This is a genomic window from Streptomyces sp. NPDC058650 (assembly GCF_042717315.1).
Taxonomy (GTDB): domain Bacteria; phylum Actinomycetota; class Actinomycetes; order Streptomycetales; family Streptomycetaceae; genus Streptomyces.
In genome coordinates, this window is the sequence record NZ_JBHXRL010000026.1 from 41202 (window position 1) to 67985 (window position 26784).

General features: G+C 72.8%; 19 protein-coding genes and 1 riboswitch. Of the genes, 10 read left to right on the top strand and 9 right to left on the bottom strand.

From position 1 onward, the window contains the following. The first annotated feature begins 108 nt into the window (after nt 1-108). Nucleotides 109-1797: a glycosyl hydrolase family 8 gene (locus tag ACFWWU_RS32780; RefSeq protein ID WP_384151246.1), complete on the top strand. Its 1689-nt coding sequence runs from the start codon at nt 109-111 to the stop codon at nt 1795-1797. Between the two features lie 114 nt (nt 1798-1911). Here the strand turns inward: ACFWWU_RS32780 and ACFWWU_RS32785 are convergent, their stop codons facing one another. From ACFWWU_RS32785 to ACFWWU_RS32805, 5 genes are all read right to left on the bottom strand, one after another. Continuing rightward, nucleotides 1912-2265, bottom strand: coding sequence for a hypothetical protein (locus ACFWWU_RS32785; RefSeq protein WP_384151436.1), 354 nt, complete (start codon nt 2263-2265; stop codon nt 1912-1914). 40 nt (nt 2266-2305) lie between these two features. After that, a riboswitch (ZMP/ZTP riboswitch) is annotated at nt 2306-2399 on the bottom strand. A gap of 87 nt (nt 2400-2486) precedes the next feature. Further along, complete coding sequence (locus ACFWWU_RS32790) at nt 2487-3932, bottom strand: glyceraldehyde-3-phosphate dehydrogenase (protein WP_384151249.1); 1446 nt, start codon at nt 3930-3932, stop codon at nt 2487-2489. A 27-nt stretch (nt 3933-3959) separates the two neighbouring features. Further along, entirely contained in the window at nt 3960-4652 is a 693-nt protein-coding gene (locus ACFWWU_RS32795) for a GNAT family N-acetyltransferase (protein ID WP_384151252.1), read from the bottom strand. A gap of 122 nt (nt 4653-4774) precedes the next feature. Beyond that, nucleotides 4775-5836 (bottom strand): serine hydrolase domain-containing protein, encoded by a 1062-nt coding sequence (locus tag ACFWWU_RS32800; protein ID WP_384151255.1) that lies wholly within the window; start codon nt 5834-5836, stop codon nt 4775-4777. 138 nt (nt 5837-5974) lie between these two features. Then, complete coding sequence (locus ACFWWU_RS32805) at nt 5975-7714, bottom strand: VanW family protein (protein ID WP_384151258.1); 1740 nt, start codon at nt 7712-7714, stop codon at nt 5975-5977. 238 nt (nt 7715-7952) lie between these two features. Here ACFWWU_RS32805 and ACFWWU_RS32810 point away from each other — a divergent pair, with 238 nt between their 5' ends. The 6 genes from ACFWWU_RS32810 to ACFWWU_RS32835 all read left to right on the top strand — a co-directional run bounded on the left by ACFWWU_RS32810 (nt 7953) and on the right by ACFWWU_RS32835 (nt 16463). Next, nucleotides 7953-8753, top strand: coding sequence for an IclR family transcriptional regulator (locus tag ACFWWU_RS32810; protein ID WP_384151261.1), 801 nt, complete (start codon nt 7953-7955; stop codon nt 8751-8753). A 45-nt stretch (nt 8754-8798) separates the two neighbouring features. Next, a complete protein-coding gene (locus ACFWWU_RS32815; protein WP_384151264.1) occupies nt 8799-9128 on the top strand; it encodes a putative quinol monooxygenase in 330 nt (109 codons plus the stop codon). A gap of 81 nt (nt 9129-9209) precedes the next feature. Continuing rightward, nucleotides 9210-10244, top strand: a complete 1035-nt coding sequence (locus tag ACFWWU_RS32820) for a LacI family DNA-binding transcriptional regulator (RefSeq protein WP_384151267.1) — start codon at nt 9210-9212, stop codon at nt 10242-10244. 147 nt (nt 10245-10391) lie between these two features. Then, a complete protein-coding gene (locus ACFWWU_RS32825; protein ID WP_384151270.1) occupies nt 10392-15020 on the top strand; it encodes an aminotransferase class I/II-fold pyridoxal phosphate-dependent enzyme in 4629 nt (1542 codons plus the stop codon). Continuing rightward, nucleotides 15020-15814, top strand: coding sequence for a class I SAM-dependent methyltransferase (locus ACFWWU_RS32830; RefSeq protein WP_384151273.1), 795 nt, complete (start codon nt 15020-15022; stop codon nt 15812-15814). The genes ACFWWU_RS32825 and ACFWWU_RS32830 overlap by 1 nt, the downstream gene beginning before the upstream one ends. Before the next feature lie 61 nt (nt 15815-15875). Continuing rightward, entirely contained in the window at nt 15876-16463 is a 588-nt protein-coding gene (locus ACFWWU_RS32835; RefSeq protein ID WP_384151276.1) for a pyridoxamine 5'-phosphate oxidase family protein, read from the top strand. A 7-nt stretch (nt 16464-16470) separates the two neighbouring features. Here the strand turns inward: ACFWWU_RS32835 and ACFWWU_RS32840 are convergent, their stop codons facing one another. The 4 genes from ACFWWU_RS32840 to ACFWWU_RS32855 form a co-directional block, all read right to left on the bottom strand. Continuing rightward, the gene (locus tag ACFWWU_RS32840) at nt 16471-17562 is read right to left on the bottom strand and encodes a glycosyltransferase family 4 protein (protein WP_384151279.1); all 1092 of its coding nucleotides are present in this window, start codon (nt 17560-17562) and stop codon (nt 16471-16473) included. Nucleotides 17563-17806: 244 nt separating this feature from the next. After that, entirely contained in the window at nt 17807-19657 is a 1851-nt protein-coding gene (locus tag ACFWWU_RS32845; RefSeq protein ID WP_384151282.1) for a glycosyltransferase, read from the bottom strand. Then, nucleotides 19654-19842 carry a hypothetical protein gene (locus ACFWWU_RS32850; protein ID WP_384151285.1) on the bottom strand — a complete coding sequence of 63 codons (189 nt, stop codon included), beginning with the start codon at nt 19840-19842 and terminating at the stop codon, nt 19654-19656. The genes ACFWWU_RS32845 and ACFWWU_RS32850 overlap by 4 nt, the downstream gene beginning before the upstream one ends. A 578-nt stretch (nt 19843-20420) precedes the next feature. Then, a complete protein-coding gene (locus ACFWWU_RS32855) occupies nt 20421-21227 on the bottom strand; it encodes a glycosyltransferase family 2 protein (RefSeq protein ID WP_384151287.1) in 807 nt (268 codons plus the stop codon). A gap of 160 nt (nt 21228-21387) precedes the next feature. On the opposite strand from ACFWWU_RS32855, the gene ACFWWU_RS32860 reads away from it, so the two are divergent. The 3 genes from ACFWWU_RS32860 (at nt 21388) to ACFWWU_RS32870 (ending at nt 26693) form a co-directional block, all read left to right on the top strand. Then, the gene (locus tag ACFWWU_RS32860) at nt 21388-23238 is read left to right on the top strand and encodes a glycoside hydrolase family 15 protein (protein ID WP_384151290.1); all 1851 of its coding nucleotides are present in this window, start codon (nt 21388-21390) and stop codon (nt 23236-23238) included. A 121-nt stretch (nt 23239-23359) separates the two neighbouring features. Beyond that, on the top strand, nt 23360-24430 hold the full coding sequence (locus tag ACFWWU_RS32865) for a phosphatase PAP2 family protein (protein ID WP_384151293.1): 1071 nt from the start codon (nt 23360-23362) through the stop codon (nt 24428-24430). A 43-nt stretch (nt 24431-24473) separates the two neighbouring features. Next, nucleotides 24474-26693 (top strand): NADP-dependent isocitrate dehydrogenase, encoded by a 2220-nt coding sequence (locus ACFWWU_RS32870; protein ID WP_384151296.1) that lies wholly within the window; start codon nt 24474-24476, stop codon nt 26691-26693. Nucleotides 26694-26784: the final 91 nt, after the last annotated feature.

Consider the following 26784-nt stretch of genomic DNA (forward strand, 5'->3'; position numbering starts at 1 on the left):
ACCTGACCGGTCGGGGGTCTTGCGCGGATCCCCGACCCTCTCTACCCTCGCGGCTCAATGGTTAGGAAAACTTCCTAACGAATGAGCCGCGAAGGAAAGGGAGTTGTCATGCGTCGACGAAGCGTCTCGCTTCTCGGGCTCGCCGGACTGCTGGCGTTGCCCCTGGTGTCGATCCCGCAGGCACAGGCACAACCACAGGCCCAGCCGCGCGCGCAGGATCAGGCGGCCGCCGCCGACAGTCTGGTGTCCACGGGCAAGCCGGTGACGGCCTCGTCCGTCGAGGCCGCGGGGTTCGAGGCCGGCAAGGCCGTGGACGGCAACACCGGCACCCGCTGGGCCAGTCTGGAAGGCGTCGACCCGCAGTGGGTCAGAATCGACCTCGGCGCGACGCACACCGTCTCCCGGGTGAAGCTCAACTGGGAGGCCGCCTACGCCAAGTCGTACCGGATCCAGACCTCGGCCGACGGTTCGAACTGGACCGACGTCTACGCGACGACGACCGGTGACGGAGCCGTCGACGACCTCACGGTCTCCGGCAGCGGCCGGTACCTCCGCATGCACGGGACCACGCGCGGCACGCCGTACGGCTACTCCCTCTGGGAGTTCGAGGTCTACGGCGCCCCGACCGGCGGCGGCGTCCCCGGCGGCCCGGCCGTCCCCTTCGGCAGCCACCTCAAGCCGTACACCGCGGGAACGCTGAAGCCCTCCGGCGCGCAGGCCACCGTCGACCAGAAGGTCGTCGAGTACTACAACAAGTGGAAGGCCGCCTTCGTCCGGCAGAACTGCGGCAACGGCTGGTACCAGATCATCTCGCCGGACGCCGACCACCCTTACGTCGCCGAGGCGCAGGGGTACGGCATGGTCGTCACCGCGACGATGGCCGGCGCCGACCCCGACGCGAAGAAGATCTTCGACGGTCTCGTGAAGTGGAAGATCGACCACCCGTCCTCGATCAACCCGAACCTCCTCGCGGCCGAACAGGACGTGGCCTGCAAGAGCGTCAACGGCGGTGACGGCGCCACCGACGGCGACATGGACGTGGCCTATGGCCTGCTCCTCGCCGACAAGCAGTGGGGGAGCGCCGGCACCTACAACTACAAGGACCTCGCGCTCAAGCACATCGCCGCGATCAAGAAGGACGAGCTCAACCCGACGACCAAGCTCCTGAAGCTGGGCGACTGGAGCAGCTCCGGCGACCAGTACTACTACATCTCCCGCACCTCGGACTGGATGGTCGACCACTTCCGCGCCTTCCGTACGGCCTCCGGCGACACGACCTGGGACGCCGTACGCAGCGCGCACCAGACCCAGATCGCGCGGCTCCAGTCGACGTACGCGTCCGGCACCGGCCTGCTGCCCGACTTCGTCGTCGACACGAACACCACGCCCAAGCCCGCCCCCGGTCAGGTCCTGGAGGACCCGAACGACGGCGCGTACTGGTGGAACGCGTGCCGTACCCCGTGGCGCATCGCGGACGACGCGGTGACCAGCGGGGACGCCACGTCGCTCGCCGCCGCGCGGAAGCTCAACAGCTGGATCAAGACGAAGACCGGCGGTGACCCGAACAAGATCGCCATCGGCTACAAGCTCAACGGAACCCAGATCTCGGCGGGCAGCGAGGCCGCCTTCTTCGCGCCGTTCGCCGTGGCGGCCATGACCGACCCGGGCAGCCAGGCCTGGCTGGACGCCCTCTGGAACAAGATGCTGGCGACCCCGGTCGACACGAGCAGCTATTTCTCGGCCAGCATCCAGCTCCAGGTCATGATCACGGCTTCCGGGAACCACTGGGTCCCGTAGGGGTCACCGTGGCGGACCTCGCGCCGATCAGTGGTGGAAGAGCCTCAGCCCGGTGCGCGCGAGCGACGTCGTCGCGGAACGGCGGCGCGCCGTCCGAGGCGAACGCCACCCCGGTCAGCTCCGCGAGCCACGCGGTGCGCTGCCCGTCGGTGAGGAGAGCGGTACGTCGTCGCGCTGCTGGGGCAGGCGCATGCCGAACACCTCCCGGGCCTCCTGGCCCGGCGGGGTGAAGGCCGCGTCGGCCTCCGGCCCGGCCACCGCCGCGCCGGCCGGCGAGTCGTGCTTGAAGGAGGCGGCGGCCGGCCGGCCCAGGGCGCGGCTCGCCTCCCGGGCCAGCTGCCAACTGTTCAGCGAGTCAAGGAGGTTGACGTAGGACGGGCTGCCGTTCACCACCCGGACCGGCCGGCTCCCGGGCTCCACCGGCACGGCGGTCGCCACCAGCTGCTGGGGATCGATGCCGTAGCGCAGTTCCCTCTCAAGACCTCCTGGGTCAGCGGGACATCACTGACGCAGGCGCCCAGGCGGTCGACGCGCACGCGGGAAGACGGGACCGCATGCCGCTCCCCGGTGGTGATCCACCTTCGCCAGTCGCGGCGGGCAACGAGGCTACCGGCCCGGCGGAAACGCGGAGCGCCGCACCCCCCGTACGGGAAGTGCGGCGCTCCGCCGTGCTGTCGGTGCCGGGGGGATCAGACCGCCGGAGCCGGGAAGGTCGGGTACTCCACGCCGGAGACGTGCTGGACGACCCGGATGACCTGGCACGAGTAGCCGAACTCGTTGTCGTACCACAGGTAGAGGATCGCGTTGTCGCCGTCGACCTTGGTCGCACCGGCGTCGACGATGGACGCGTGGCGCGAGCCGACGAAGTCCATCGAGACGGCGTCGGGTGCCGTGGTGAAGTCGATCTGGCGCTTCAGCGGCGAGTGCAGCGAGACGTCGCGGAGGTACTCGAGGACCTCTTCGCGGGTGGTCTCGCGGCCCAGGCGCAGGCTCAGGATGGCGATCGACACGTCCGGCACCGGGACGCGGATGGAGCTGCCGGTGATCGGGGCCTTGAGGTCGGGCAGCGCCTTGGCGACGGCCGAGGCGGCACCGGTCTCGGTGATCACCATGTTCAGCGGCGCGGAACGGCCGCGGCGGTCGGCCTTGTGGTAGTTGTCGAGGAGGTTCTGGTCGTTCGTGAACGAGTGGACCGTCTCGACGTGGCCGCGGAGCACGCCGTACTCGTCGTCCATCGCCTTCAGCGGCGGGACGATCGCGTTGGTCGTGCAGGACGCGCAGGACAGGATCTTCTCGTCCGGCTTCACCGTCTCGTGGTTCACACCGTGGACGATGTTGGGCACGTCGCCCTTGCCGGGCGCGGTCAGGACGACCTTGTCGATGCCCGGGCGCAGGTGCTTGGAGAGGCCCTCGCGGTCGCGCCACTTGCCGGTGTTGTCGATGAGGATGGCGTTCTCGATGCCGTACGCCGTGTAGTCGACCTCGGAGGGGTCGTTGGCGTAGATCACCTTGATCGTGTTGCCGTTGGCGAGGATCGTGCTGTTCGCCTCGTCGACCGTGATCGTGCCCTGGAACTGGCCGTGGATCGAGTCGCGGCGCAGCAGCGAGGCGCGCTTGACGAGATCCTGGTCGCCGCCGCCGCGGACGACGATCGCGCGCAGGCGCAGACCGTTGCCGGAGCCGGCCTTCTCGATGAGGAGGCGGGCGACGAGCCGGCCGATGCGGCCGAAGCCGTAGAGGACGACGTCACGCCCGTCGCGGCGCTCGATCTTGTTCTCACCGGTGGCACCGGCGACGGCCTCGGCGGTGAACTCGGCCACGGAGAGACCGCGGTCGTCCGTCTTGTAGTCCGCGGCCAGCACGCCGATGTCGATCTGGCACGGGCCCAGGTCGAGCGTCGTGAGCGTCTGGAGGAACGGGAGCGTCTCGGTGACCGAGAGCTCCTCGCCGTCGATCTGCCGGGCGAAGCGGTGGGTCTTGAGGATGCTGACCACCGACTTGTTCACCAGGGAGCGGCTGTGGACCAGGACGGTGACGTCCTGCTCCCGGTGCAGCTTCCCGATGATCGGGATCATCGACTCCGCGATCTCCTCGCGGTTCTTCCAGCTGGTGAACGAGTCGTCATTGACAGTCACAAGATTATCTTTCGAGCTAGGCGGCGCTCATATGGTAACCCCAGGTCCGTGCGGTGCTTCAGAGGGGTGGCGCATCCCACGCTCCGCCCCCGCGGGCCGCTCGCGGAAGCGCGCCAGACGCTCCTCCAGAGCCGCCCGGCGTGCGGGCCACTCCTCGGCCACGATCGAGAAGACGGCGGAGTCGCGCAGTCGGCCCTCCTCGCCCGGGGCCCACGACACGGACCAGTTCCGCAGGACGCCCTCGAAGCTCGCGCCCACCTTCTCGATGGCCGCCCGCGAGCGGGTGTTGCGCGCGTCCGTCTTGAGGTCCACCCGCGCCACGTCCCAGCTCTCGAAGGCGTGCCGGAAGAGCAGGTACTTGGCCTCCGCGTTCACGCCCGTGCCCTGGGCCGAGGCCGCGAGCCAGGTGAAGCCGATCTCGATCGCGCACAGGCGCTCACCGGACGGCCAGAAACGCGGATCCCAGAAGGAGGTGGCGCCGACGACCCGGCCGGTCGCCACGTCCACCTGCGCGTACGGGGCGAGCCTGCCGTCGGCGGCGCGGCCGAGCTGTGTCTCGACGTACGCCCCGAATCCCTCCCGCCCCGGCACCCAGGTGAACCCGTACGAGTCCCGGTTCTCCTCGGCCGCCTCGGCGAGACCCGCGGCGTGCTGATGCCCCAGCGGCTCCAGGCGCACGAACGCGCCCTCCAGAACCGGCCCTTCCAGCGTGAAACCCATGGATGCGCACCCCGCGTACGTGTCGAATTCGTCGACGATCACCGAACGCTGAGGAGAATCGCAGAGTCCGGCCGCGGAAGCACTCTTGTTTCGGGTGCTGGTCACGGGCCGGTCAGGGGCCGTCAGGGTGCGTCGGAGAACGCGAGCGTCCGGAAGACGTCACGGACCCGGGCCAGCGGTCCGGGGTCCCGGGTGAAGTACAGCCGGTTCGTGAGCAGGACCGCCCAGCGGCCGCGCGCGGGCGAGACCCACAGGCCCGTGCCGGTGAACCCGAAGTGCGCCCAGATTTCGTCAGCCGGGTCCGTGCCCGGCGCCGGGTGCCAGAAGAGCCCGCGCGGCGGGGTGAGCGCGCCGGTGCGGACGCGCAGCGAGGCCGCCGTCCAGTCGGCGGAGAAGGTCCCGGGCACCGGGGCGAGCAGATGGCGCAGGAACAGGCCGACGTCGCCCGCGATGGTGAAGACGCCGGCGATCCCGCAGGCGCCGCCGAGGAGCCGGGCCGAGAAGTCGTGCACGGTCCCCCGGAGCGGGGCGCCGCTCTCCTCGTCGTACTCGGTGGGCGCGCAGCGCTCCCGGGTCTCGGCGGACAGCGGTCCGTAGCGGGTCTCCGTCATGCCGAGCGGTGTCCAGACCCGGTCCTGGGCGAGCCGGGCCAGGGGCCGGCGCGTGAGGTGCTCGGCGAGGTAGCCGAGGATCAGTGCCGCCCGGTCGGTGTACGCGACGGCCTCCCCCGGCCGGTGCCGCAGGGGCTCGGAGAGGACCCCGTCGCGGACGTCCTGCGGGTCGGAGCCGTACAGGGGCCGCAGATTGGCGCGGAGCGGCAGCCCGGCGGTGTGGGTGAGGAGGTTCAGGGCCGTGACGCCGGCGAGGGGCCGTCCCGCGGCCTCCGGCCAGTACGCGCCGACGGGCGCGTCCGGTTCCAGTTTCCCCGCGTCGACGAGGGTGCCGACCACGGCCCAGACCGCGAGGATCTTGGTCAGGCTCGCGACGTCGAAGAGCGTGTCCCGGAGCATCGGCCCGGCGGGTCGCGCGGGATCGAGTGCTCCGACGGCCCCCGCGGAGAGGGTGGTACGGGCGTCGCCCACCGCCCATACGGCACCGGGGTACACGCCCGCGCGCACGCCGTCGTCGAGGAGCGGCCCGAAGGGATTGCCGTGCTGGGCCAAGGGATCGCTGAGCTGGACCAAGGCGTGCCTCCGGCGGGTCGGGGCGGACCCGTCCGGGGCCGGCGGGCCGGACCCGTCCGCTCCCCGACGGGCCCCGCTCCGGAGTCATGCCCGGGCAGTAGGGGAAGACACCCTTCCGTCAGCCCCTGTCCCAGGACTTCACTTGCACGTGACCTCGTCACGCGGGGTGTAGTGCGTCGTGAAGGTCTCCCGCTTCACCTCGGCGCCGCCGTCCTTGAAGACCCGGTCCACCGAGATGTCGAAGCCTTCGAGGGGCTCCTGCGGCATGCAGGCCTCACCGGTGCCCTCGCGCTTCGCGGGCTCCGTCTCGTTGGTGCGCGGACCGGCAACCGCCTCCACGGAGTCGTACTTCCTCGTTCCGAGGAAGCTCACCGTGACCGAGGAGTCCGTCGCGTCCGCCTTGATGTAGATCGGCTTGCCCGAGTCGTTGCGGAACTTCAGGTCCAGGCTGCCCCAGGCGACGGTGGCCTCGCGGCCGGCCGGGTAGCGCTCGATGTAGAAGGAGTGGGCGCCGTACTCGACGGGCTTCACCCCGGCGAAGAACATCGCGTTGAAGACGGTGGTGGCCATGGCCGACACGCCGCCGCCCGGTGCGGACCGGTACTGGCCGTCGAGGATCATCGTGCCGTCCACGAAGCCGTTGTCCGCCGTGCGCTCGCCGACCGTCTCATTGAAGCTCCACACCTCACCGGGCTGCACCACGGAGCCGTTGATGAGCTCCGCGGCCCGGCCGATGTTCGTCGTCCGGTAGGGCGCGGTGGGGAAGTCGACGGTGAAGGTGGACATCTGCTCGGTGATGCCGAGGCGGGCCAGTGAGTCGGAGCTCAGCTCGGGCTGCGTGACCGTGGTGGCCACCGGGGCCGTACGGGCCGCGGCGTCGTCCTTCGTGAGCAGCGGGCGGACGGCGTCGCCGAGGGCCTTCGCGGTGACCTCCTGCCCCGGCTTGCCCTCCGACTCGACGACGACCTTGCCGTCCCGCACCCCGAGGGTCGCCTCGACCGGGGCGCCCGTCATGGAGGCGAGGGGCTGGGCGACGTCGGGGTCGCGGAGGAGGGCCTCGGCGTCGAGCGCGGCGCTGAGCCTGCCGTTCTCGGCCTTCACGGAGAGGTGGTCGCCGAGGGTGGCGGGGGAGATCCGCAGCCGTTCGGCACCGGCCGTGAGCGTCACCGGCCCGGAGACGGCGGTCTTCGCGTACGTGTCGAGGAAGCGGGTGACCTCCGAGTCGCCCAGCTTCGGTTCCGTGAGGGCGACGGGGAGGGTGACGGGCGAGGCGCCCGAAGCGGCGGGATAGGCGGCGCGCAGGGTCTCGGCGGCCCGCCCGGTGTCCAGCTTCTGGCCGGTGACCGCCCGGGTCGCGACGGCCTCGCCGTCGCGGAAGGCGACGGATCCCTCGCGGACCTTCCGGTCGTTCTTCTTGGCCAGCTCGGCCACGGCGGCCTGCGCCTTGGCCTCGTCGTAGGCGAACACCGGCCGTATCTCGCGCTCGCCGGAGGAGAAGAGCCGCCCGATGACGGTCACGGGGTCGCGGGACGGGTCGGCCGCCAGATCGGCGGTCTTCTCCACGTCCACGGTCAGGCCCGCGGCGGCGGGGGAGACGGTGGCCGAGCGGTCCCCGACCGTGACGGGTATCGGCGCGCTCCAGGCGGCCGGGGCCTCGGCCGCGAGCTTCGCCCGCGCCTCGGCGCGGCTCATGCCGCCCACGTCCACGCCGGCGACACTGGTGCCGGCGGATATGTCGTCCCCGGCGGTGACAAGACCCGCCACGTACAGGCCGCCCGCGGCGACGGCGACCACACCCGTCGCGATCGCCGCGGTCCGGAGGCGCGGACTGCGCCCCTCGCGGGGCGTCGGGGCATGGTCGGTCCTGGAGCGGGGCACACGCTCTCCCGGGGCGTCGAGGATGAGGGGATCCCCACGACGGTACGCCGAAAGAGTGTCAAATGCACATAAAGCCGCGATGACCTGCGGGGATACGGAGCGGGACGGAAGCGGCACAGAGCGTTTCCGGGGGGACTGGGAAGGGTGCCGTACGCGCCGGGAGGGCTGCCGTATGCACCGCGGGAAGGTTGCCGTATGCACCGCGAAAGCTGCCGTACGCGCCCTCTAAGCTGGAACGATGCCCGTCACCCCGAGCCCCAGCCCGGGCGCCGCCGCCCCGAGCACCGGGCCCCCGAGCCCCGGACCCCAGTCCGTCGACCGGGCCCTCGCCGTGCTCGACGCCGTCGCCGACGCCGACCGGCCCGTCGGGGCGAAGACGCTGGCGCGGCGGCTCGGCTGCGCGCTCTCCACCGTCTACCACGTCACCGGGCCCCTGCTCGCCCGCGGCTACCTCGTCCGCACCGCCGAAGGGTACGCGCCCGGGCCCCGCATCCCCGCCCTGCACCGCTCCCACCAGCGCCACCACGGTCTCGGCGCCGGAACCGGGGAGCTCCTCGGCCGGCTGCGGCGGGCCACGGGAGCGGAGGCGTACCACACCGCCTACCGCGACGGACAGATCACCGTCGTCGACACCACCGCCCCGGTGACCGACGCCGCGCACCCCTTCACCCCCGGCCCCGAGGACCGCGCGCACGCGACCGCCCACGGCAAGGCGCTCCTCGCCGCGCTCCCGCGCCCGCTGCGCCGCCGCTATCTCGCGGACCACGGCATGGCCCGTTTCACCGAGCGGACCATCACCAGCGCCGAGCGCTTCGAGGCGGAGGCCACCCGGGTGCGCGACCGGGGCTTCGCCGTCTCGGTGGGCGAGGCGGACCTCGCCTACACCTGCCTCGCCGTGGCCCTGCCCGAGCGCGGCGACGGCATCGTCCACGCGCTCTCCGTCTCCCTCCCCACCGCCGACTTCGGTCGGCGGCAAGGCGAACTCCGGGCTGCGCTCGCCCGCGCCGTACCCGAGTTTCCGGCCCTGCCGGAATCCTGACCCGCCCGGCCGGCCGGCCGGGCGGGAGCACCGCAGGGTGGACGCATGATCTTCATCGCCGTCCGCTTCACCGCCCGCCCCGACCACGCCGACCGCTGGCTCGACCTGGTCGCCGACTTCACCCGCGCCACCCGTGAGGAGCCCGGCAACCTCTTCTTCGACTGGTCCCGCAGCGTCGACGACCCGAACGTCTTCGTCCTCCTGGAGGCGTTCGCCGACGCCGAGGCCGGCGCCGCCCACGTCTCCTCAGCGCATTTCGCCGCCGGCCTCGCCGCCATGGCCGGAGCCATCGCCACCATCCCCGAGATCATCAACGTCGAGGTCCCGCAGCAGGGCTGGGGCGCCATGGCCGAGCTCGCCCCGACCGACGCCTGAGCGCCCCGGGCCGCCGCCGGCCCGCCTGATAGGTTCGCGGGAAACGCAGGCGGGGCGGCGGCCCGAGGGGAGAAGCGGCACATGGCGGTGAGCGGACGGCAGACCGGCAGGCCCACCCTGGAAGAGGTCGCGGCCCGGGCCGGAGTCGGCCGCGGCACGGTCTCCCGGGTCATCAACGGCTCCCCGAAGGTGAGCGACCAGGCCAAGGCCGCCGTCGAACAGGCCGTCGCCGAACTCGGTTACGTCCCCAACCGGGCCGCCCGCGCCCTCGCCGGCAGCCGCACCGACGCCGTCGCCCTGGTGATCCCCGAGACCGAGGCGCGGCTCTTCGCCGAGCCGTACTTCCTCGACATCATCCGCGGCGTCAGCGCCGAGCTCGCCGACGCCGACAAGCAGTTGCTGCTCACCCTGATCCGCAGCGACCAGGAGCGCCAGCGCTTCGAGCAGTACCTCGCGGCCCAGCGCGTCGACGGCGTCCTGCTCGTCTCCGTGCACGGCGACGACCCGCTGCCGGACCAGGTCCGCGCCCTCGGCCTGCCGGCCGTCCTCAACGGCCGCCGCCGCGAGGACGAGCGCGTCGCCTTCGTCGACTCCGACAACACCGGCGCCGGCCGGACCGCCGTCGCCCACCTCGCCGCGCGCGGCCGACGCGGCATCGCGACCATCACGGGCCCCCTCGACATGTACGTGGCCCGCTGCCGGCTCGACGGCTACCGCGCGGGCCTGGCGGAGGCCGGACTCGCGCCCGACGAGGCCCTCGTCGCCAACGGCGACTTCACCGAGGAGGGCGGCCGGCGCGCCATGCGGGAACTCCTGGACCGCAGGCCGGACCTGGACGCCGTCTTCGCCGCCTCCGACGTCATGGCCGCGGGTGCGCGCGCGGTGCTGCGCGAGGCGGGCCGCCGGGTCCCCGAGGACGTCGCGCTCGTCGGCGTCGACGACTCGGCCGTCGCCCGGCACATGGACCCGCCCCTCACGAGCGTCCGGCAGCCCATCGAGGAGATGGGCCGCACGATGGCGCGCCTGCTCCTCCAGGAGATCGCCGCGCCCAGCGAGCCGGACGAACAGCCCCGCCGGATGCTGCCCACCGAGCTGGTCGTCCGCGGCTCCTCCTGACGCGACCCCTCCAGGGCCGGCTCGCGGTCCGAGAGGGTCCGAGATGCAGCCCGCTCCGGGCCCCCGGAGAATGGACACCGTACGGGGTCCGTATCCGCGACCAGGGCGCTTCCCTCGGCGTCCGACCCGCCAAGGGGGCGGTGGACGATGGCGTTGCGTCAGCCGATCCGGTCACACACCGCGTCCGGGTCACTACGCACGTGGACGCTGGTCTATCTCGTGGTCGTCACCCTGCTGACGATCGCGTACCTCCAGTTCCCGGCCCGTCACACCACCCTCTGGGCACTCATCGGACTCGGCGGCGTCGTCGCGATCCTCGTCGGCGTCCATCTGCACCGGCCCGTCCGCCGCTGGCCCTGGCTGGTGCTCGCCGCCGCCAACTTCGCCTTCGTCGCCGGCGACACCGCCTACAACGTCCTGGAGGGCTTCTTCGGCCAGACCCGGCCCTTCCCCTCCGTCGCCGACGCCCTGTACCTGGCCACGTACCCCCTGTTCGCCATCGGCCTCTTCGGCTTCATCCGCTACCGCGCCGCCGGCCGCGACCTCGCGGTCGTCCTCGACGCGCTGATCCTCACCTCGGGACTCGCGCTGCTCTCCTGGGTCAACCTCATCACCCCGCTCGCCAGGAGCGAGGACATGACCTGGACCGAGAAGGCCATCTCCATCGCCTATCCCCTCGGCGACGTCCTGATGCTCGCGATGCTCGCCCGGCTGCTCGTCCCCGGCGGCCTGCGCTCCCGGTCCGTGCAGCTCCTCACCCTCGGCACCTGCGGCATCCTCGCCTCCGACGTCATCTACGGCACGCTCCAGCTCAAGGGCACCTGGCAGGTCGGCACACCGTGGGACCTCGGCTGGGTCGTGTTCTTCACCGCCTGGGGCCTCGCCGCCCTCCACCCCTCGATGACCGGCCTCACCGAGCGCGCCCCCGAACCGGCACCGCGCGTCGCGGAACGCCGCCTCGCGCTCCTCGCCGGCGCCTCGCTCGTCGCCCCCGCCCTGCTCCTCTTCCAGTCGCTGCGCCACGACAAGGACCAGGACATCGGCGTCATCGCGATCTTCTCGGCCCTGATGTTCCTGCTGGTCCTCGCCCGGCTGTGGAGCATGATGAGCGACCACGGGAAGGCCGAGGCGCGCGAGCGCAGCCTCAGGGTCGCCGCCGCCTCCCTCGTCGCCGCCCTCAGCCCACGCGAGGTCGCCGGATCGGTGGAGACGGCCTCCGCCACGCTCTTCGGCCCCGGCACGGACCACCGGGTCCTCCTCTTCACCCGGGACCGCAGGGGCGGTCTCACCGCCGTGGCCACCGTGGCCCACCCGTGGAGCTGTAGCACCGACCGGCTGACGCGTCCTCCCGCGACGGCGTGGCCCGAGCTCGTCGCCCACGGCGCCCGGCTCCTCCCCGTGACCCGGCTCGACCCCGCCGTCGCCGCCGAGGCGGCGCCCGAGTCCCACGTACTGCTCTGCCCCCTGGAGCTCCAGACGCCGACCGGACGCGAACCCCTCCTCGGCGTGCTGCTCCTCGCGGGACCCGAGAAGAAGCTCTCCGAGATCGCGCGCCCCGCCCAGTCGCTGGCCTCCCAGGCGGCCCTCGCCCTGGAACGCTTCAGGCTCAGCGAGGAGGTCAACCGCCGGACGAGCGAGGCCTACTTCCGGACGCTCGTCCACAACACCTCGGACGTCATCCTCATCGTCGACGACGACGACACCGTCCGGTACGCGAGCCCGTCCGCCGAGTCCATGTTCGGTCACTCCCTGCTCCCGGGCACCCCGCTCACCGAGCTGCTCGCCCCCGCCGACAAGGACAGCGCCCTGCGCGTCCTCGCCGACGCCCGCTCACGCGACGCGGTCGACGCCCGGGGCGACTGGAAGCTGCTCCACGGCGGTCCCAGCGGCGCCGGCGGCTCCGCCGACGTCCAGGTCGAGGTCCGGTGCAGCAACCTCCGCAACGAACGCACCGTGCACGGTCTCGTCCTCACCCTCAGGGACGTCACCGAGCAGCGGAAGCTGGAACGGGAGCTCACGCACCGGGCCTTCCACGACTCCCTCACGGGCCTCCCCAATCGTGTCCTGCTGCTCGAACGGATCGAGCGGGCCCTGCTCCGCGGGCGCCGTGAGTCCACCCTGACCTGCATGCTCTTCGTCGACCTCGACGACTTCAAGGTCGTCAACGACACCATGGGGCACTCCGTCGGCGACGAACTCCTCGTCGCCGTGGCCCGCCGGCTCACCTCCGTCCTGCGGCTCACCGACACGGCCGCCCGGCTCGGCGGCGACGAGTTCGCCGTCCTCATCGAGGGGGCCAGGGAGCCCCGCGACGCCGAGACCCTCGCCGCCGAGATCGTGCACACGCTCAGCCAGCCCTTCCACCTCACCGACGGGGCCGTCTCCGTCTCCACGAGCATCGGCATCGCCACCGTCCTCGACAGCGCGCACGCCGAGGAGCTCCTCGGCCACGCCGACCTCGCCCTGTACGCGGCGAAGGCGGCCGGCAAGAAGCGGTGGCGGCTCTTCCACCCGGAACTCCACTCCCGGCTCGTCGCCCGGCACGAACTCCAGGCGGGCATGGACACGGCCATCGCCGACCACGCCTTCGCCCTGCGCTACCAGCCCATCGTGGAGGTCGACGGCGGCGCCACCGCCGGCCTGGAAGCGCTCATCCGCTGGCCGCACGCCCGGCGCGGGATGGTGCCGCCCGACCAGTTCATCACCCTGGCCGAGGAGAGCGGCCACATCATGCCGCTGGGCGCCTGGGTCCTCGAACACGCGGCGCTCGACATCGCCCGCTGGCAGCGCTCCCGCCCGCACCGGCCGCCCCTGTACGCCAACGTCAACGTCTCCGCCCGCCAGTTCCGCGACCCGGGGTTCCTCGAAGGGGTCCGGCGCACCCTCCGCTCCTCCGGGCTCGCGCCGGGCTCCCTCGTCCTGGAACTCACCGAGACGGTCCTCATGCGCCAGGACACCCAGATCCGTACGACCATGGCCGCCCTGAAGGACCTCGGGGTCTCCATCGCCATCGACGACTTCGGCACCGGCTTCTCCTCGCTCAGCTACCTCCGCGAGTTCCCGATCGACATCCTCAAGGTCGACAAGTCGTTCATCGACGACATCACGACCGACCCCCAGCAGGTCGCCCTGGTGGAGGGCATCGTGCGCATCGCCGATGTCCTCGGCCTGCTGGTCGTCGCCGAGGGCATCGAGCACGAGGAGCAGCGGGAGCTCCTCGCCGAGATGGGCTGCCGCTACGGGCAGGGCTACCTCTTCGCCCGGCCGATGACCGCCCACCAGGCCGAGTCGTACCTCCACCGCGCCCCGTCCCCCGCCGCCCACTCCGCAGTCCGCCCGGCTCAGCCCGTCGCCCCGGCCGCCCCGGGAACCGCCCCCGTCACCGTCGTCACCAGCGCGGGCACCCCCGCCCCCGCAACCGCCCCAGCCCCCACCGGACACCCCGCACTCCCCACCGGACACCCCACACCCGCCACCGGACACCTCACCGCCGCCCGGACCGGCCGGCCGCCGCGCCCGTCCCGCTGGCGCGATCTGGAGCACCTCCAGCGGACCAGCCTCATGTGCGACGCCGTCATCGACGAGATCGACGGCCGCCGCATCAGGGTCGGCGACGACTGGCTCGTCGACTTCGCCTCCTGCAACTACCTCGGCTTCGACCTCGACCCCACGATCATGGCGTCGATCGAACCGGAGGTCAGACGCTGGGGCACCCACCCGAGCTGGTCCCGGCTCATCGGCAGTCCGCGGCTCTACCCGCGCATCGAGGAGCGGCTCACCGAGCTCCTGGGTGCCCCCGACACCCTCCTGCTGCCCACGATCACCCTCATCCACCAGTCCGTCATCCCGCTCCTGGCCGGTACGGGCCAGGTCTTCGTGGAGGCACAGGCCCACCGCACCGTGTACGACGGCTGCGTCGTCGCCCGCGGCCAGGGCGCCGAGATCCACCGCTTCCGCGCCGAACGGCCCGAGGAGCTGGCCTCGCTGCTCCGCGGCGCTCCCGGCGACGCCGGCCGGCTCGTCTGCATGGACGGCGTCAACAGCATGACCGGCAACTTCCCGGACCTGCGGACCCTGGCCAGGATCTGCCGCGAGAACGGCGCCCTGCTGTACGTCGACGACGCCCACGGCTTCGGCGTCATCGGGGAGCGGGCCCCGGGCGAGAGCAGCCCGTACGGCTCCCGCGGCAACGGCATCGTCCGCCACCTCGACGAGACCTACGAGGACCTGGTGCTCGTCGGCGGCTTCTCCAAGGCGTTCTCCTCGCTGCTCGCCTTCCTCGCCGTCCCGAAGTGGCTCAAGGACCACCTGAAGGTGGCGGCGGCCCCGTACCTCTACTCCGGGCCCTCACCGACGGCCTCGCTCGCCACCGCCCTCGCCGGGCTCGACGTCAACGACGAGCGCGGCGACGAGATCCGGGCCGGGCTCTACCGCAAGACGGCCCGGGTCCTCGCCCACGTCCGGAGCCTCGGTCTCGCCACCCCGAACATCGACGGGCTGCCGATCGTCGAGATCCCGCTCGCCGACGCCGCGGACCTCGACGCCGTCGCCGCGTTCCTCTGGGAGCACGGGATCTACGTGACGCTCGCCTCCTACCCGCTCGTCCCGCGCGACAAGGTCGGCTTCCGCATCCAGGTCACCGCCGCCAACACCGACGAGGAGATCGACCAGTTGTGCGATGCCCTCACGGCGCTCGCCGAGCGGTTCACCCTCCAGCACGCCGAGATCCCGCGCCCCGGCGCCGTCACGGCCGGCCGCCGGCCTCCCGAGCGGTGATGGACACGACCGGGCGCCCCGGCCCGCCGCACGCGCCGGGCCGGTGGGACCGGTCGGCGGGGCCGCGCCGCAACCGGGACGCCGACTGGAACGCCTGGCCCGTCGCCGACTACCTCGCCGAGAACTACCGCAGGCTCCACCCCTGCGACGTCGGCGTCATCCGCCACCACGCCGCCGTCTACCGGACCTTCGCCCCGGGCGCCCTTTCCCGCACCCTCGAACTGGGCGCGGGCCCGAACCTCTACCCCCTCATGCAGGCGGGCGCCGCCAGCCTCCGTGTCGACGCACTGGAACCGAGCGCCGCCAACGTCGGCTATCTGCGGCAGCAGCTCGACGACGGCCCCGACGACAGCTGGCTGCCCTTCTACACCCTGTGCCGCAGCCTCGACCCCGCACTCCCCGAGAGCTGTACGGACGCGCTCCGCCGGGTCCGGGTCGTGCCGGGCACCGCGGAGGACCTGACCGACGGTACGTACGCCCTCGCGTCGATGAACTTCGTCGCCGAGAGCGTCACCGAGGACTTCGCCGAATTCACGGCGCTCTGCGACGCCTTCGTCCGGGCGGTCCGCCCCGGCGGACGCCTCGTCGCCTCCTTCATGGAACGCATGCCGAGCTACCGCATCGGAGCGGGACCGGTCTGGCCTGCCTGCCCGGTCGACGGTGCCGTCCTGCGGACCGTCTTCGGACCGCGCACCACCGGCCTGCGGATCGAGCGGCTCGCCAAGGACCGCACCCTGCCCGAATACGGCGACACCGGCGTCCTGCTCATGACAGCGCTGCGGTCCGACACCTGAACGCGCCGCACCGGACGAGTTCGTTAGACAGGCGAAACGTTTCCTTACATAATCCCCGGACATGGGAAAGACCTACGAACGCATCGACGGTCGCCTGCGCACTTTCATAGAGCAGCAGCCGATCTTCTTCACCGCGACCGCACCGCTGGACGGCGACGGCACGGTCAACCTCTCGCCCAAGGGCCTCAAGGGCTCCTTCGCGGTGCTCGACGAGCAGCGCATCGCCTATCTCGACTTCGCCGGCAGCACCGCCGAGACCATCGCGCACCTGCGGGAGAACGGCCGGATCACGGTGATGTGGTGCGCCTTCCAGGGACCGCCCAACATCGTCCGGGTGCACGGCCGGGGCGAGCCCGTCTTCCGTGACGACCCGCGCTTCACGGAACTGCTCGCGCACTTCCCGGACATCGACCCGACCCTGCACGGGCTGCGCGCGATCATCGTGGTGACGGCCGAACTCGTCCGTGACTCCTGCGGGTACGGGGTGCCCTTCATGTCGTACGACGAGGAGCGCGATCTGCACGGCAAGCGCTTCTCGCGTGAGGACGACGCCTCGCTGAGCGCGTACTTCGCCAAGAAGGACCACATCGCCCAGAGCATCGACGGCCTGCCGGGGCTGCCTCTTCCCCTGCCGCCGGGCAACTTCTGAGCGAGGGTCACGTCAGCAGCTCTCGGTAGAGCGCCGCGTACCGGGCGGCGAACCGTTCGGGGCCGAAGTGGTCCTCGGCCAGGGCCCGTCCGCGCTCCGCGAGCACGTCCCAGGAGCGCGGCTGGTCGAGCAGCCACGCCAGCTGCTGTCCGGTGCGGCGCGCGTCGCCCGCGGGCGCCCGCAGCACGGCGTGGCCGAAGTCCGCGAACTGCGGCAGGTCGCTGAGGACCGCCGGCCGTCCCGAGGCCAGCGAGTGGAGCACGGTGAGCGGAATGTCCGCCTTGCCGCCGAGCACGGCCGGTGCGTACACCAGCACGTGGGCCGAGGCGATCAGGGCCCGCATGTCCTCGACGTGACCCCGGACTTCGACGTCGGGGAGCCCCGCCGCACCGGCCCGCTCCCGCAGCGCCTGGTCCAGCAGCCCGGAGTGCTGCCCCGACCGCCTGCGCATCGCGAGCACCAGCCGGAACCGGGCCCCCTCCTGCCACGCCTCGGCCGCCGCGTCGATCGCCGTCTCCGCGCCGCCCCGCAGATCGTGGTACCCGGCGAAGAGGACCATCGGATACCCCCGCGGGCGCGGCAGATACGGCCACGCGTCCAAGTCGATCATGGGTGGGATCACCCGTACGTCCCCGAAGTCCGCGGACCGCAGCCGCCGCGCCATCGACTCCGAGAGGGCGACCGTCGCCCCCAGCGGTCGGGACCGGGCAAGGAAGCGGCAGTCCGCCACCCCGGGCACGGTGTGCACGACCGGCCGCCCCCCGAGGAACAGCGGGCGGAGCCACGAGAAGACGGGGAAGGCGCGGCCGACGGAGAGGAAGGCGTGGACCAGGTCGACCCGGCGGCCGAACACGGTTCCGGCGAGGACGGCCTGCGCCCGCTGCGGGACGTGGGAGACGCCGTCGCGGGAGAGCATGCGCACCGGGCGGCCACGTCGCGGCGAGTTCCGCCCGTGGTCCGGCCACTGGGCGAACCAGACGAAGTCGACGTCGGGCAGCGCTTCGAGGACGTCGGAGGCGAGCCGCACGTCAGAGCCCTCCGCCCCGTCCAGCGGGCCGCCGGTCAGGAGCAGCACCCGGGGCCGCTCATGGCGGACCATCACGCACCTCCGTCCCCGTCGAGGCCGCGGCGCCGGGAGCCGTCCAAGGGGATCGGCACGACACGCTTCCGGAGGTACGGGCGCCGGCGGGGGTCCCTCCGGGCGGTTTCCCGGACGGAGCCGTAAGCGGCTGCTCCGGAAACGACGGACATCGGACCGGCGGCCGGTCCGGCGTCGGCGCCCACGTGGGGAGAGGGCACCGGCACGGGAGCGCCCGATCCGATGACGGTCAGGACGAAGCGGGTCAGCGGGGCGACTGCCATGACGTCCCCCTCTTCCTCGGCCGCCGTGCGGGGGCGGGCGCGTCCAGGAGCCGGTGGGCCAGGGCCAGATAGCGGCCCGTCATCTCGTCCCACGTGTAGTGCTGGGCGGCGAGCGCGGAGCGCCGGCCCAGGCCGCGGCGGAGCGCCGCGTCGCGGGCCAGCTCGCCCATCCGGTCGCCGAAGGCCGCCACGTCGAACGGCGGGACGGCCACGTCGCCGCCGTCGCGCATCCAGCGCAGGGCGGGCAGGTCGAAGTGGAGGACGGGCTTGCCGTACGCCATGCCTTCGAGGGCCACGAGACCGAACGTCTCGTGGCGGGAGGGCATCACGAGGAAGGCGCTGTCGCGCAGCAGTTGCCGCTTGCGCTCCTCGTCGGCGCAGCCCAGCCAGTGGATCCGGGGCTCGGGCCCCCTGGTGCGGGCGGCGACGAGCGCCGCGAGCCGGCGTTCCTCGGCCGGCGTGCCACTGCCCGCGAGCAGCAGATCCAGCGGCGACCCGGCCCGGTCGTAGGCGTCGAGGAGCAGGTCGAGCCCCTTGCGCCAGGTGTCGATCCGCCCCAGGAAGAGGATGAACTGCCCCCTGCCGAGGCGGGATTGGTCGTAGAGGCGCGGCTCCACGCCGTTGGCGATGACCTGGACGTCGGCGCGGGGACTGAGCCGCCGGATCGCCGAGGCGTCCGCCGCGGTCATCGCCACGAGGTACCGGTAGCGGCGCAACCCGAGCCGCTCGGCCAGGAACAACGGCACGCGGTAGGGGCGCCACAGCGCCTCGGCGCCGCGGCCCTGGTCGATGCCGACGACGGGCGCGCGGGTCGCCAGGGGCAGCAAGCCGGTCGAGAACGGGGGAGCGAAGCTCTCCAGCCACAGGTCGTGCCGGATACGGCGGGCCGCGAACGGCAGCAGTGCCAGGAACACCAGCCGCCCGGCGCGCGGACCCGCGCGGCCCACCGGCAGCCGTACGTACCGGATGCCGTCGCTGTACTCGGTTCCGGCGCGGCGGCCCGCCGTCACGACCGTCACGCGGAAGTCCTCCGCGAGCCTGCGGGCCACCTTGCCGGCGACCACGGCCCCGCCGGGCCGGTGGCCGGCGCTGTCGGCGTCGTCGTAGACCGACACGACCACGTGCTGCCGGGCGTCGGCGACGCCATCGGCGCCCCCGCCGTCCTCCTCGCCGTTCCTGGGAGGTGTCCGCACCACGTCGAGGATCTCCTCCAGGGCGCCGGCGGCGACGAGCGACGGAGCCCGCTCACCGTCGACGCACACCACTCGCGGCAGCCGCACGGACCAGGACTGGTAGCGGGCCCGCGCGGCGGCGGGGGAGCCGGCGAGGACCTGCCGGCCGTGCCCGAGCAGCGTGTCGGTCCCGGTCTCCACGAGGAGCGTCAGACCGTACCGGCCGGCCAGCCGGCGGAAGGCGCCCGCGACCGCCGACGAGGCGGGCGGGCCGAACGTCACCAGACCGTCGAGGGGCCCCCGGTCGGTCAGGACCACGGCCTGCCTGCCGCGCGCCCGCGCGGTCGCCTTCAGCCGGGCCGCCGTGATCCGGACCGCCAGCTCGGCGGCGTCGAGGAACGCGTGGGCGCGGCGCGGCAGGGATCCCCGGCGCTCGGGATCCGTTGCCCGCCGTGCCCACCGCTCACCCGGTTCCCCTTCTTCCCTCACCCGCGGTGGAACCGGGAACCTGCGGCACAGGAAGCAGCCGTGGCCGTGCGTGGTGACGACCGGCACCCCCCGTTCCTCGAGCAGCGTCGCGAGCCTGCGGACCAGCGAGGACCGGCCCGATGCGTCGGGACCGGACACCGCCACCAGCAGAACGTCTCGGGACGTCGTCATGGCAGGCGCCCCTCGGGCTTCTCGGCCGCCGCGTGCCCGCCGGGCACCGCGTCGCCGCGCACGACGCGGATCCCGTCGCGGTACCCCAGGGCGCGCGTGCCGGGGTACCGCGACGAGTCGAGGGTGTCGTGGGAGGAGAGGGTGACGGCGGCGGCGAGCACGGTCGTGGGAATCCGTGCGGCCACGGGGAGTGGTTCAGGAGCGCGCGGGATCAGGGCGGGGGCGGCGCGTCGACTACGGCGGCGGGCGCTGTGGCCGGCCTGGGCACACGGGCCGTCGATCCCGGAGGGACCGTCAATCCCGGAGGGACCCTCCGGCCCGGAGGGGCCGCCGGAACCCGCTGGGCCGCCGGAACCCGCTGGGCCGCCGGAACCCGCTGGGCCGTCGGAACCCGCTGGGCCGCCGGAACCGGCGGGGCGCCGGGCGTGTGTCCCGACCGCACGAGCGCGCCGGCGGCGGGCGGCGCCCCGGGGCCTGCACGTCCTGCTGAGGGGCGGCGGCGCGGCGGCGCGGAGGCGGTCGGAGACCCGGCGGGCCGGGGGAGCGGTCGGGCTGTGCGGGGCGCGGCGGACGGGCCCGCGTCGGGCCTCGGTGAGGGGCCAGTCGGTCACCCGCCGCAGGGGATGCGGAGCGGGTGCCGCCGGCACGCGGTTGATCTGGAGTGAGGTCACGACGAGCCTCTTCCGGCAACCGACCCGACCGAGGGTCTGCTCTGGCCTGAAAACGATGCTGTTTCCAGCCTTAGCCTCCCGGGTGCGATTCGTCAACCGGAGGGGTCGGCCGGAGGAGTGCCGGGGTCTCCCTGGGCGTGCCGGGAGCGGCCGTGGGCGAACCGCGAGAGGGTGTTGTGCGGCCGTTCGTCGAGGAGTGTGCCGAGGATGCGGGCGCCGTCGCGGACCGTGCGGGGGTGCGGAGGGCCGTGGCGGCGCGGCAGTTCACGACTGGGTACTTCGGCGACGCGCAGCCCGTAGTGCAGGGCGTGCGTCACGAGCTCTGCGCCGAGCTCGACACCGTCCTCGCGCAGGTCGAGGAGGTCGACGAAGCCCCGCCGGAACGCGCAGAACCCGTACCAGAGATCGGTGAGCTGCTGGCCGTAGAGCCGGCGTGCGACCCGCAGCAGGGCGCGATGGCCGAGGCGTCGCGCGAGGGGATAGTCGGCGACGTCCCCGCCCGCGATGAAACGGGACCCTTTGACGAAATCGAATCCGCTCTCCAGGTAATGCAGGTAGTGCGGGATCTCGTGGGGCGACATGCTGCCGTCGGCGTCCATCAGCACGATCAGATCCCCGGTGGCCGCGCGCAGTCCCGCGTGCGGGATGTCGCCCCGGGCGAAGTCCCAGGCCCCGAGCGTCCGGATGGTCATACCGTCCCGCGCGGGTCCCGTGCCGGTCGGTCCGCCGATCAGGACCACGTCCCGCACGTCCTCCGGAACCTGGCCGAGCAGCAGGTCGAGCGCGTGTCCCGGGTCCCGTCCGTCGGGGCGGACCGTCAGGACGAGGCTCACGGTGCGCGTGCCGGAGCCGGGCACCCGGTCGGTCGACCGGCGGAGGGGATGCGCGTCACTACTCATGGGTACGGCCTCCCGCGCGGCGAACCCGCGTAATTCAGAATCCTGCGGGGAAGGCGATGCCGTCAAGAAAACCGGAAGAATATGCGGAATGCCGCGAAGGAATACCCTCCCCGCCGCCCCGGTTTCTGCGCGAGATTTCCGAACGGCATACAATCCGGTCATGGCAGGGCGAATTGAAGACTACGCCCTCGTCGGGGACCTGGAGACGGCAGCGCTCATCGGGACCGACGGGTCCGTCGACTGGTGGTGCGCGCCCCGCTTCGACTCGCCCGCCTGTTTCGCGGCCCTCCTCGGAGATCCCGGGCACGGCCGGTGGATCCTCGCCCCGGTCGGGAAAACCCGCTGCACGCGCAGGAGTTACCGCGGCGACACGCTCGTCCTCGACACGTTCTGGGAGTCCCTCACCGGCACCGTCCGGGTCACCGACTTCATGCCCCCGCGCTCCCCGGGCTCCTCCCGCGAGGGCGTGCCGAGGATCGTCCGCGTCGTCGAGGGGATCGCCGGCCGGGTCGCCATGCGGGGCGAGTTGAGACTCCGCTTCCACCACGGCAGCATCGTGCCCTGGACCCGTGCGGTGGACCGGCACACCGTGGCCAGCATCGCGGGACCCGACGCCGCCTATCTCTCCTGCGGACCCGGCGCCGACCCCGTCGTCACGTCGGACCGTACGACCGTCGAGTTCACCGTGACCGCCGGGAGCCGCGTCGCGTTCGTCCTCGGCTGGCGCCCCTCGCACGCCTCCGTGCCCCCCACCGCCTCGCCCGCCGAGATCGACGCCACCCTCCTGCGTACCCTCGACTTCTGGAACGACTGGGCGGGCGCGCTCCGTTACGAGGGGCCGGCCAGGGAAGCCGTCCTCCGCTCCCTCCTCACCCTCAAGGCCCTCACCTACGCCCCCACCGGCGGTGTCGTCGCGGCCGCCACCGCCTCCCTCCCCGAGAGCATCGGAGGGCAGCGCAACTGGGACTACCGCTTCTGCTGGCTGCGCGACTCCACCTTCACCCTGTCCTGTCTGCTGCGCGGCGGATTCCGCCGGGAGGCGCTGGCCTGGAACGACTGGCTGCTCCGGGCCGTCGCGGGCGATCCCGCCGACCTCCAGCCGCTGTACGGGGTCGAGGGGCAGCGCCGGCTTCCCGAGACGTACGCCGACTGGCTGCCCGGCTACGAGCACTCACGTCCTGTCAGGTTCGGTAACGCGGCCGTCGACCAGTTCCAGCTCGACATCTACGGCGAGGTGCTCAACACCGTCTACTCGGCCGTACGGGCCGGGCTCGCCCTCGACCCGCCGGCCTGGGCGCTCGTCGCCGAGCTCCTGGAATACCTCGGTACGCGCTGGCAGGAACCCGACGAGGGCATCTGGGAGGTCCGCGGTCCACGCCGCCACTTCGTCCACTCCAAGGTCATGGCCTGGGTCGCCGCCGACCGCGCCGTCCGCCTCGCCCGCGTCGCCGGCCTGCGCGGCTCGGTGCGCCGCTGGCAGGCCCTTCGCCACGAGATCCACGCCGAGATCTGCGCCCAGGGCTGGAGCGAGGACCAGCGGTCGTTCACGCAGTACTACGGCGGCAGCCAGGTCGACGCCACCGCCCTGCTGATCCCCCGGCTCGGCTTCCTCCCCGCCGACGACCCCCGGGTCCTCGGCACCGTCAAGGCGATGGAACGGCTCGACGAGCACGGATTCCTCCGCCGGTACGGCGACGTCCGGGACGGCGGGACCCACCGGCTCGACGACCTCGGAGGCACCGAGGGGGCCTTCGTCGCCTGCACGCTCTGGTACGCCGACGCCCTCGCCGCCACCGGCCGCCCCGCCGAGGCGCGGACCGTCTTCGAGCGGGTCCTCGCCATCCGCAACGACGTCGGGCTGCTCTCCGAGGAATGGGCCCCGGTGGCCGGCCGCCAGCTCGGCAACACGCCGCAGGCACTCAGCCACGTGGCACTGGTGAACACGGCCTTCACGCTGTACGGCACACGCCGCCACGACCGTGCGGCCGCCCACCGTCTCGCCGTGGCATGAGCCCCCCCCCGCCGCTCCCTGCCGGGGCCGGGCGGCGGTACACCACCCCGCCAGGACCTTCGGCGTGTCGTTCGGGTGCATCCAGCGGGCGGGTGGGCCGCGCGTGGGTTCGAATCGGGGCATGGCTTCCTACGACTGGCTCCGCGCCGGCGGCACCCCGAGGCCGCTGGAGACCGGTGACACCTGGTGGTACGCCGCCGTGGCCGGCGAGGCCGCCGGCTCCTTCAGCACCAGGGTCCGCACCCGGACCCGGCGTGCCTGCCTCGGGACCGTCCTCCTCCTGACCGTCGTCTACGCGGGCCTCGTGCTCACCGCGACCGGCCGCCGCTGGGGCGACGCCGCCCTCACCGGACGGCGCGCCGACACCGCCGCCGCCACGGTCCTCCGCGAGCACCCCTCGCTCGCCGGGCTCACCACGCTCTCCCTCGTCCTCGGCTGCGTCCTGCTGCTCGCCACCGGCCTCCTCCGCAAGCGGTACGCGCTCACCGGAGCCGTCGCCGGCGCCCTCGTCACCTCCCTCGCGCTGACCGGGCTCCTCCAGCGGTACGCGCCACGCCCCCGCCTTCTCGACGCCGGCGGCGCCCTCCTCCAGAGCGGCTTCCCCAGCGCCCAGACCACCCTCGCCCTCGGCACCGCCTTCGGTCTCGCCCTCGTCGTCCCCTACCGGCTCCGCGGCCTCACGGTCCTCGCCGGCACCCTCTGGGCCGGAGCCGTCGGCGCGTACACCATCGCGGCGGGCGACCACCGCCCCGGCGACCTCATCGCCGCGACCCTCGTCGTCCTCGCCGTCTTCTGCGGCCTGGCCGGCCTCCTCGCCCGCAAGGGCAAGATCCGCCCCGCCCCCCGCGGCCCGCTCCCGCACATCCTCCTCGCGACCGTCCCGCTCGCGGCCCTCGCCGCCGTGGGGCTCGGCGCCGGCGTCTGGCTCCTCGGCGACACGCTCTCCCTGCCCGCCACCGCCCCCTACGACCCGGCCGAGCTCCGGCTCGCCCACCGCTGCGGACAGGCCCTCGCCGCGGGCGTCACCGCCGCCGCGGGACTGCTCCTGCTCACCCTGCTCCGCCGCGTCGCCGTGGACGGGGCGCCCGCCCCGTACCGGCTCGGCGGGCCCTTCGTGGAGGCCGCGGGGGCACCGTCCGACGGCGAGCTCGTGGGGCCCTTTACGGAGGACCGCGATCACGAGATATCTTGATGTCGAGCAATCTCGCATACGCAGACGTGGAGCGGAGCACCCGGTGACTGACTCGACCATCATCTACACCCACACTGACGAGGCGCCTGCCCTGGCGACGTACTCGTTCCTGCCCGTGGTCCAGGCGTATGCCTCGCAGGCCGGCGTCACGGTCGAGACGCGGGGCATCTCCCTCGCCGGCCGCATCATCGCCGTCTTCCCGGAGTACCTGGAGGAGGGCCAGCGCATCGCCGACGCCCTCGCGGAGCTCGGCGCGCTCGCCAAGACCCCCGGCGCCAACATCATCAAGCTGCCGAACGTCTCGGCGTCCATCCCGCAGCTGAAGGCCGCCATCGCCGAGCTCCAGGCACAGGGCTACGCCCTCCCGGACTACCCGGACGACCCGCGGACGGACCAGGACAAGGACGTCCGCGCCCGCTACGACAAGATCAAGGGCTCGGCCGTCAACCCGGTCCTGCGCGAGGGCAACTCCGACCGCCGCGCCCCCGCCTCGGTCAAGAACTACGCCAAGGCCCACCCGCACCGCATGGGTGCCTGGACCTCCGAGTCGAAGACGAACGTCGCCACCATGAGCGACGACGACTTCGCCTCCACGGAGAAGTCCGCCGTCATCGCGCAGGACGACACCCTCCGCTTCGAGTTCACCGCCGCCGACGGCACCGTCTCCGAGCTCCGCGAGCCGCTGAAGGTCATCGCCGGCGAGGTCGTCGACGCCGCCGTCATGCGCGCCGCCGCCCTGCGCACCTTCCTGAGCGAGCAGGTCGCCCGCGCCAAGGCCGAGGGCGTGCTCTTCTCCCTGCACCTCAAGGCCACGATGATGAAGGTCTCCGACCCGATCGTCTTCGGCCACGTCGTCCGCGCCTTCTTCCCGGCGACCTTCGCCGCGTACGGCGAGGTGCTCGCCGCCGCCGGCCTCTCCCCGAACGACGGCCTCGGCGGCGTCCTGAAGGGCCTGGAGTCCCTCCCGCAGGGCGCGGAGATCAAGGCCTCCTTCGAGGCCGAGCTCGCCGCGGGCCCCGCCCTGGCGATGGTCGACTCCGACAAGGGCATCACCAACCTGCACGTGCCGTCCGACGTCATCGTCGACGCCTCGATGCCAGCCATGATCCGCACCTCCGGTCACATGTGGGGCCCGGACGGCCAGGAGGCCGACACCCTCGCGGTCCTCCCGGACCACAGCTACTCCGGCGTCTACCAGGTCGTCCTCGACGACTGCCGCGCCCACGGCGCCTTCGACCCGTCGACCATGGGCTCCGTCCCGAACGTCGGCCTCATGGCGCAGAAGGCCGAGGAGTACGGCTCCCACGACAAGACCTTCGAGATCGCCGAGGCCGGCACCGTCCGCCTCGTCGACTCCGCGGGCAACGTCGTCCTGGAGCAGGAGGTCGCCGAGGGCGACCTGTTCCGCGCCTGCCAGACCAAGGACCTGCCCATCCAGGACTGGGTCAAGCTCGCCGTCACCCGCGCCCGCGCCACCGGCTCCCCGGCCGTCTTCTGGCTGGACGCCGCGCGCGCCCACGACGCCCAGCTGATCGCCAAGGTCGAGCAGTACCTGCCGGAGCACGACACCGAGGGCCTGGACATCAAGATCCTGTCCCCGGTCGAGGCCACCAAGTTCTCCCTGGAGCGCATCCGCCGCGGCGAGGACACCATCTCCGTCACCGGCAACGTCCTCCGCGACTACCTGACCGACCTCTTCCCGATCCTGGAGCTGGGCACCAGCGCCAAGATGCTGTCGGTCGTCCCGCTGATGGCGGGCGGCGGCCTCTTCGAGACCGGCGCCGGCGGCTCCGCCCCGAAGCACGTCCAGCAGCTCGTCAAGGAGAACTACCTCCGCTGGGACAGCCTCGGCGAGTTCTTCGCCCTGGCCGCCAGCTTCGAGCACCTCGCGACGACCACGGGCAACGACCGCGCCCAGGTCCTCGCCGACACGCTCGACCGCGCCACCGGCACCTTCCTCAACGAGGACAAGTCGCCGACCCGTCGCCTCGGCGGCATCGACAACCGCGGCAGCCACTTCTACCTCGGCCTCTACTGGGCCCAGGAGCTGGCCGCCCAGACCGAGGACGCGGAGCTGGCCAAGGCCTTCGCCCCGCTCGCCGAGACGCTGGCCGCCAACGAGCAGAAGATCGTCGACGAGCTCGTCGCCGTCCAGGGCTCCCCGGCCGAGATCGGCGGCTACTACCAGCCCGACCCGGCCAAGGCCGCGGCCGTGATGCGCCCGTCGGCCACGCTGAACGAGGCCCTCGCGACCCTCGCCTGATCCGGCTCGCGCCCGCCCCGGCGGACGACACGTACCGCCCCGGCCGGAAGGATTCCGGTCGGGGCGGTCCCGTCGGTGGCGCATACGCCGT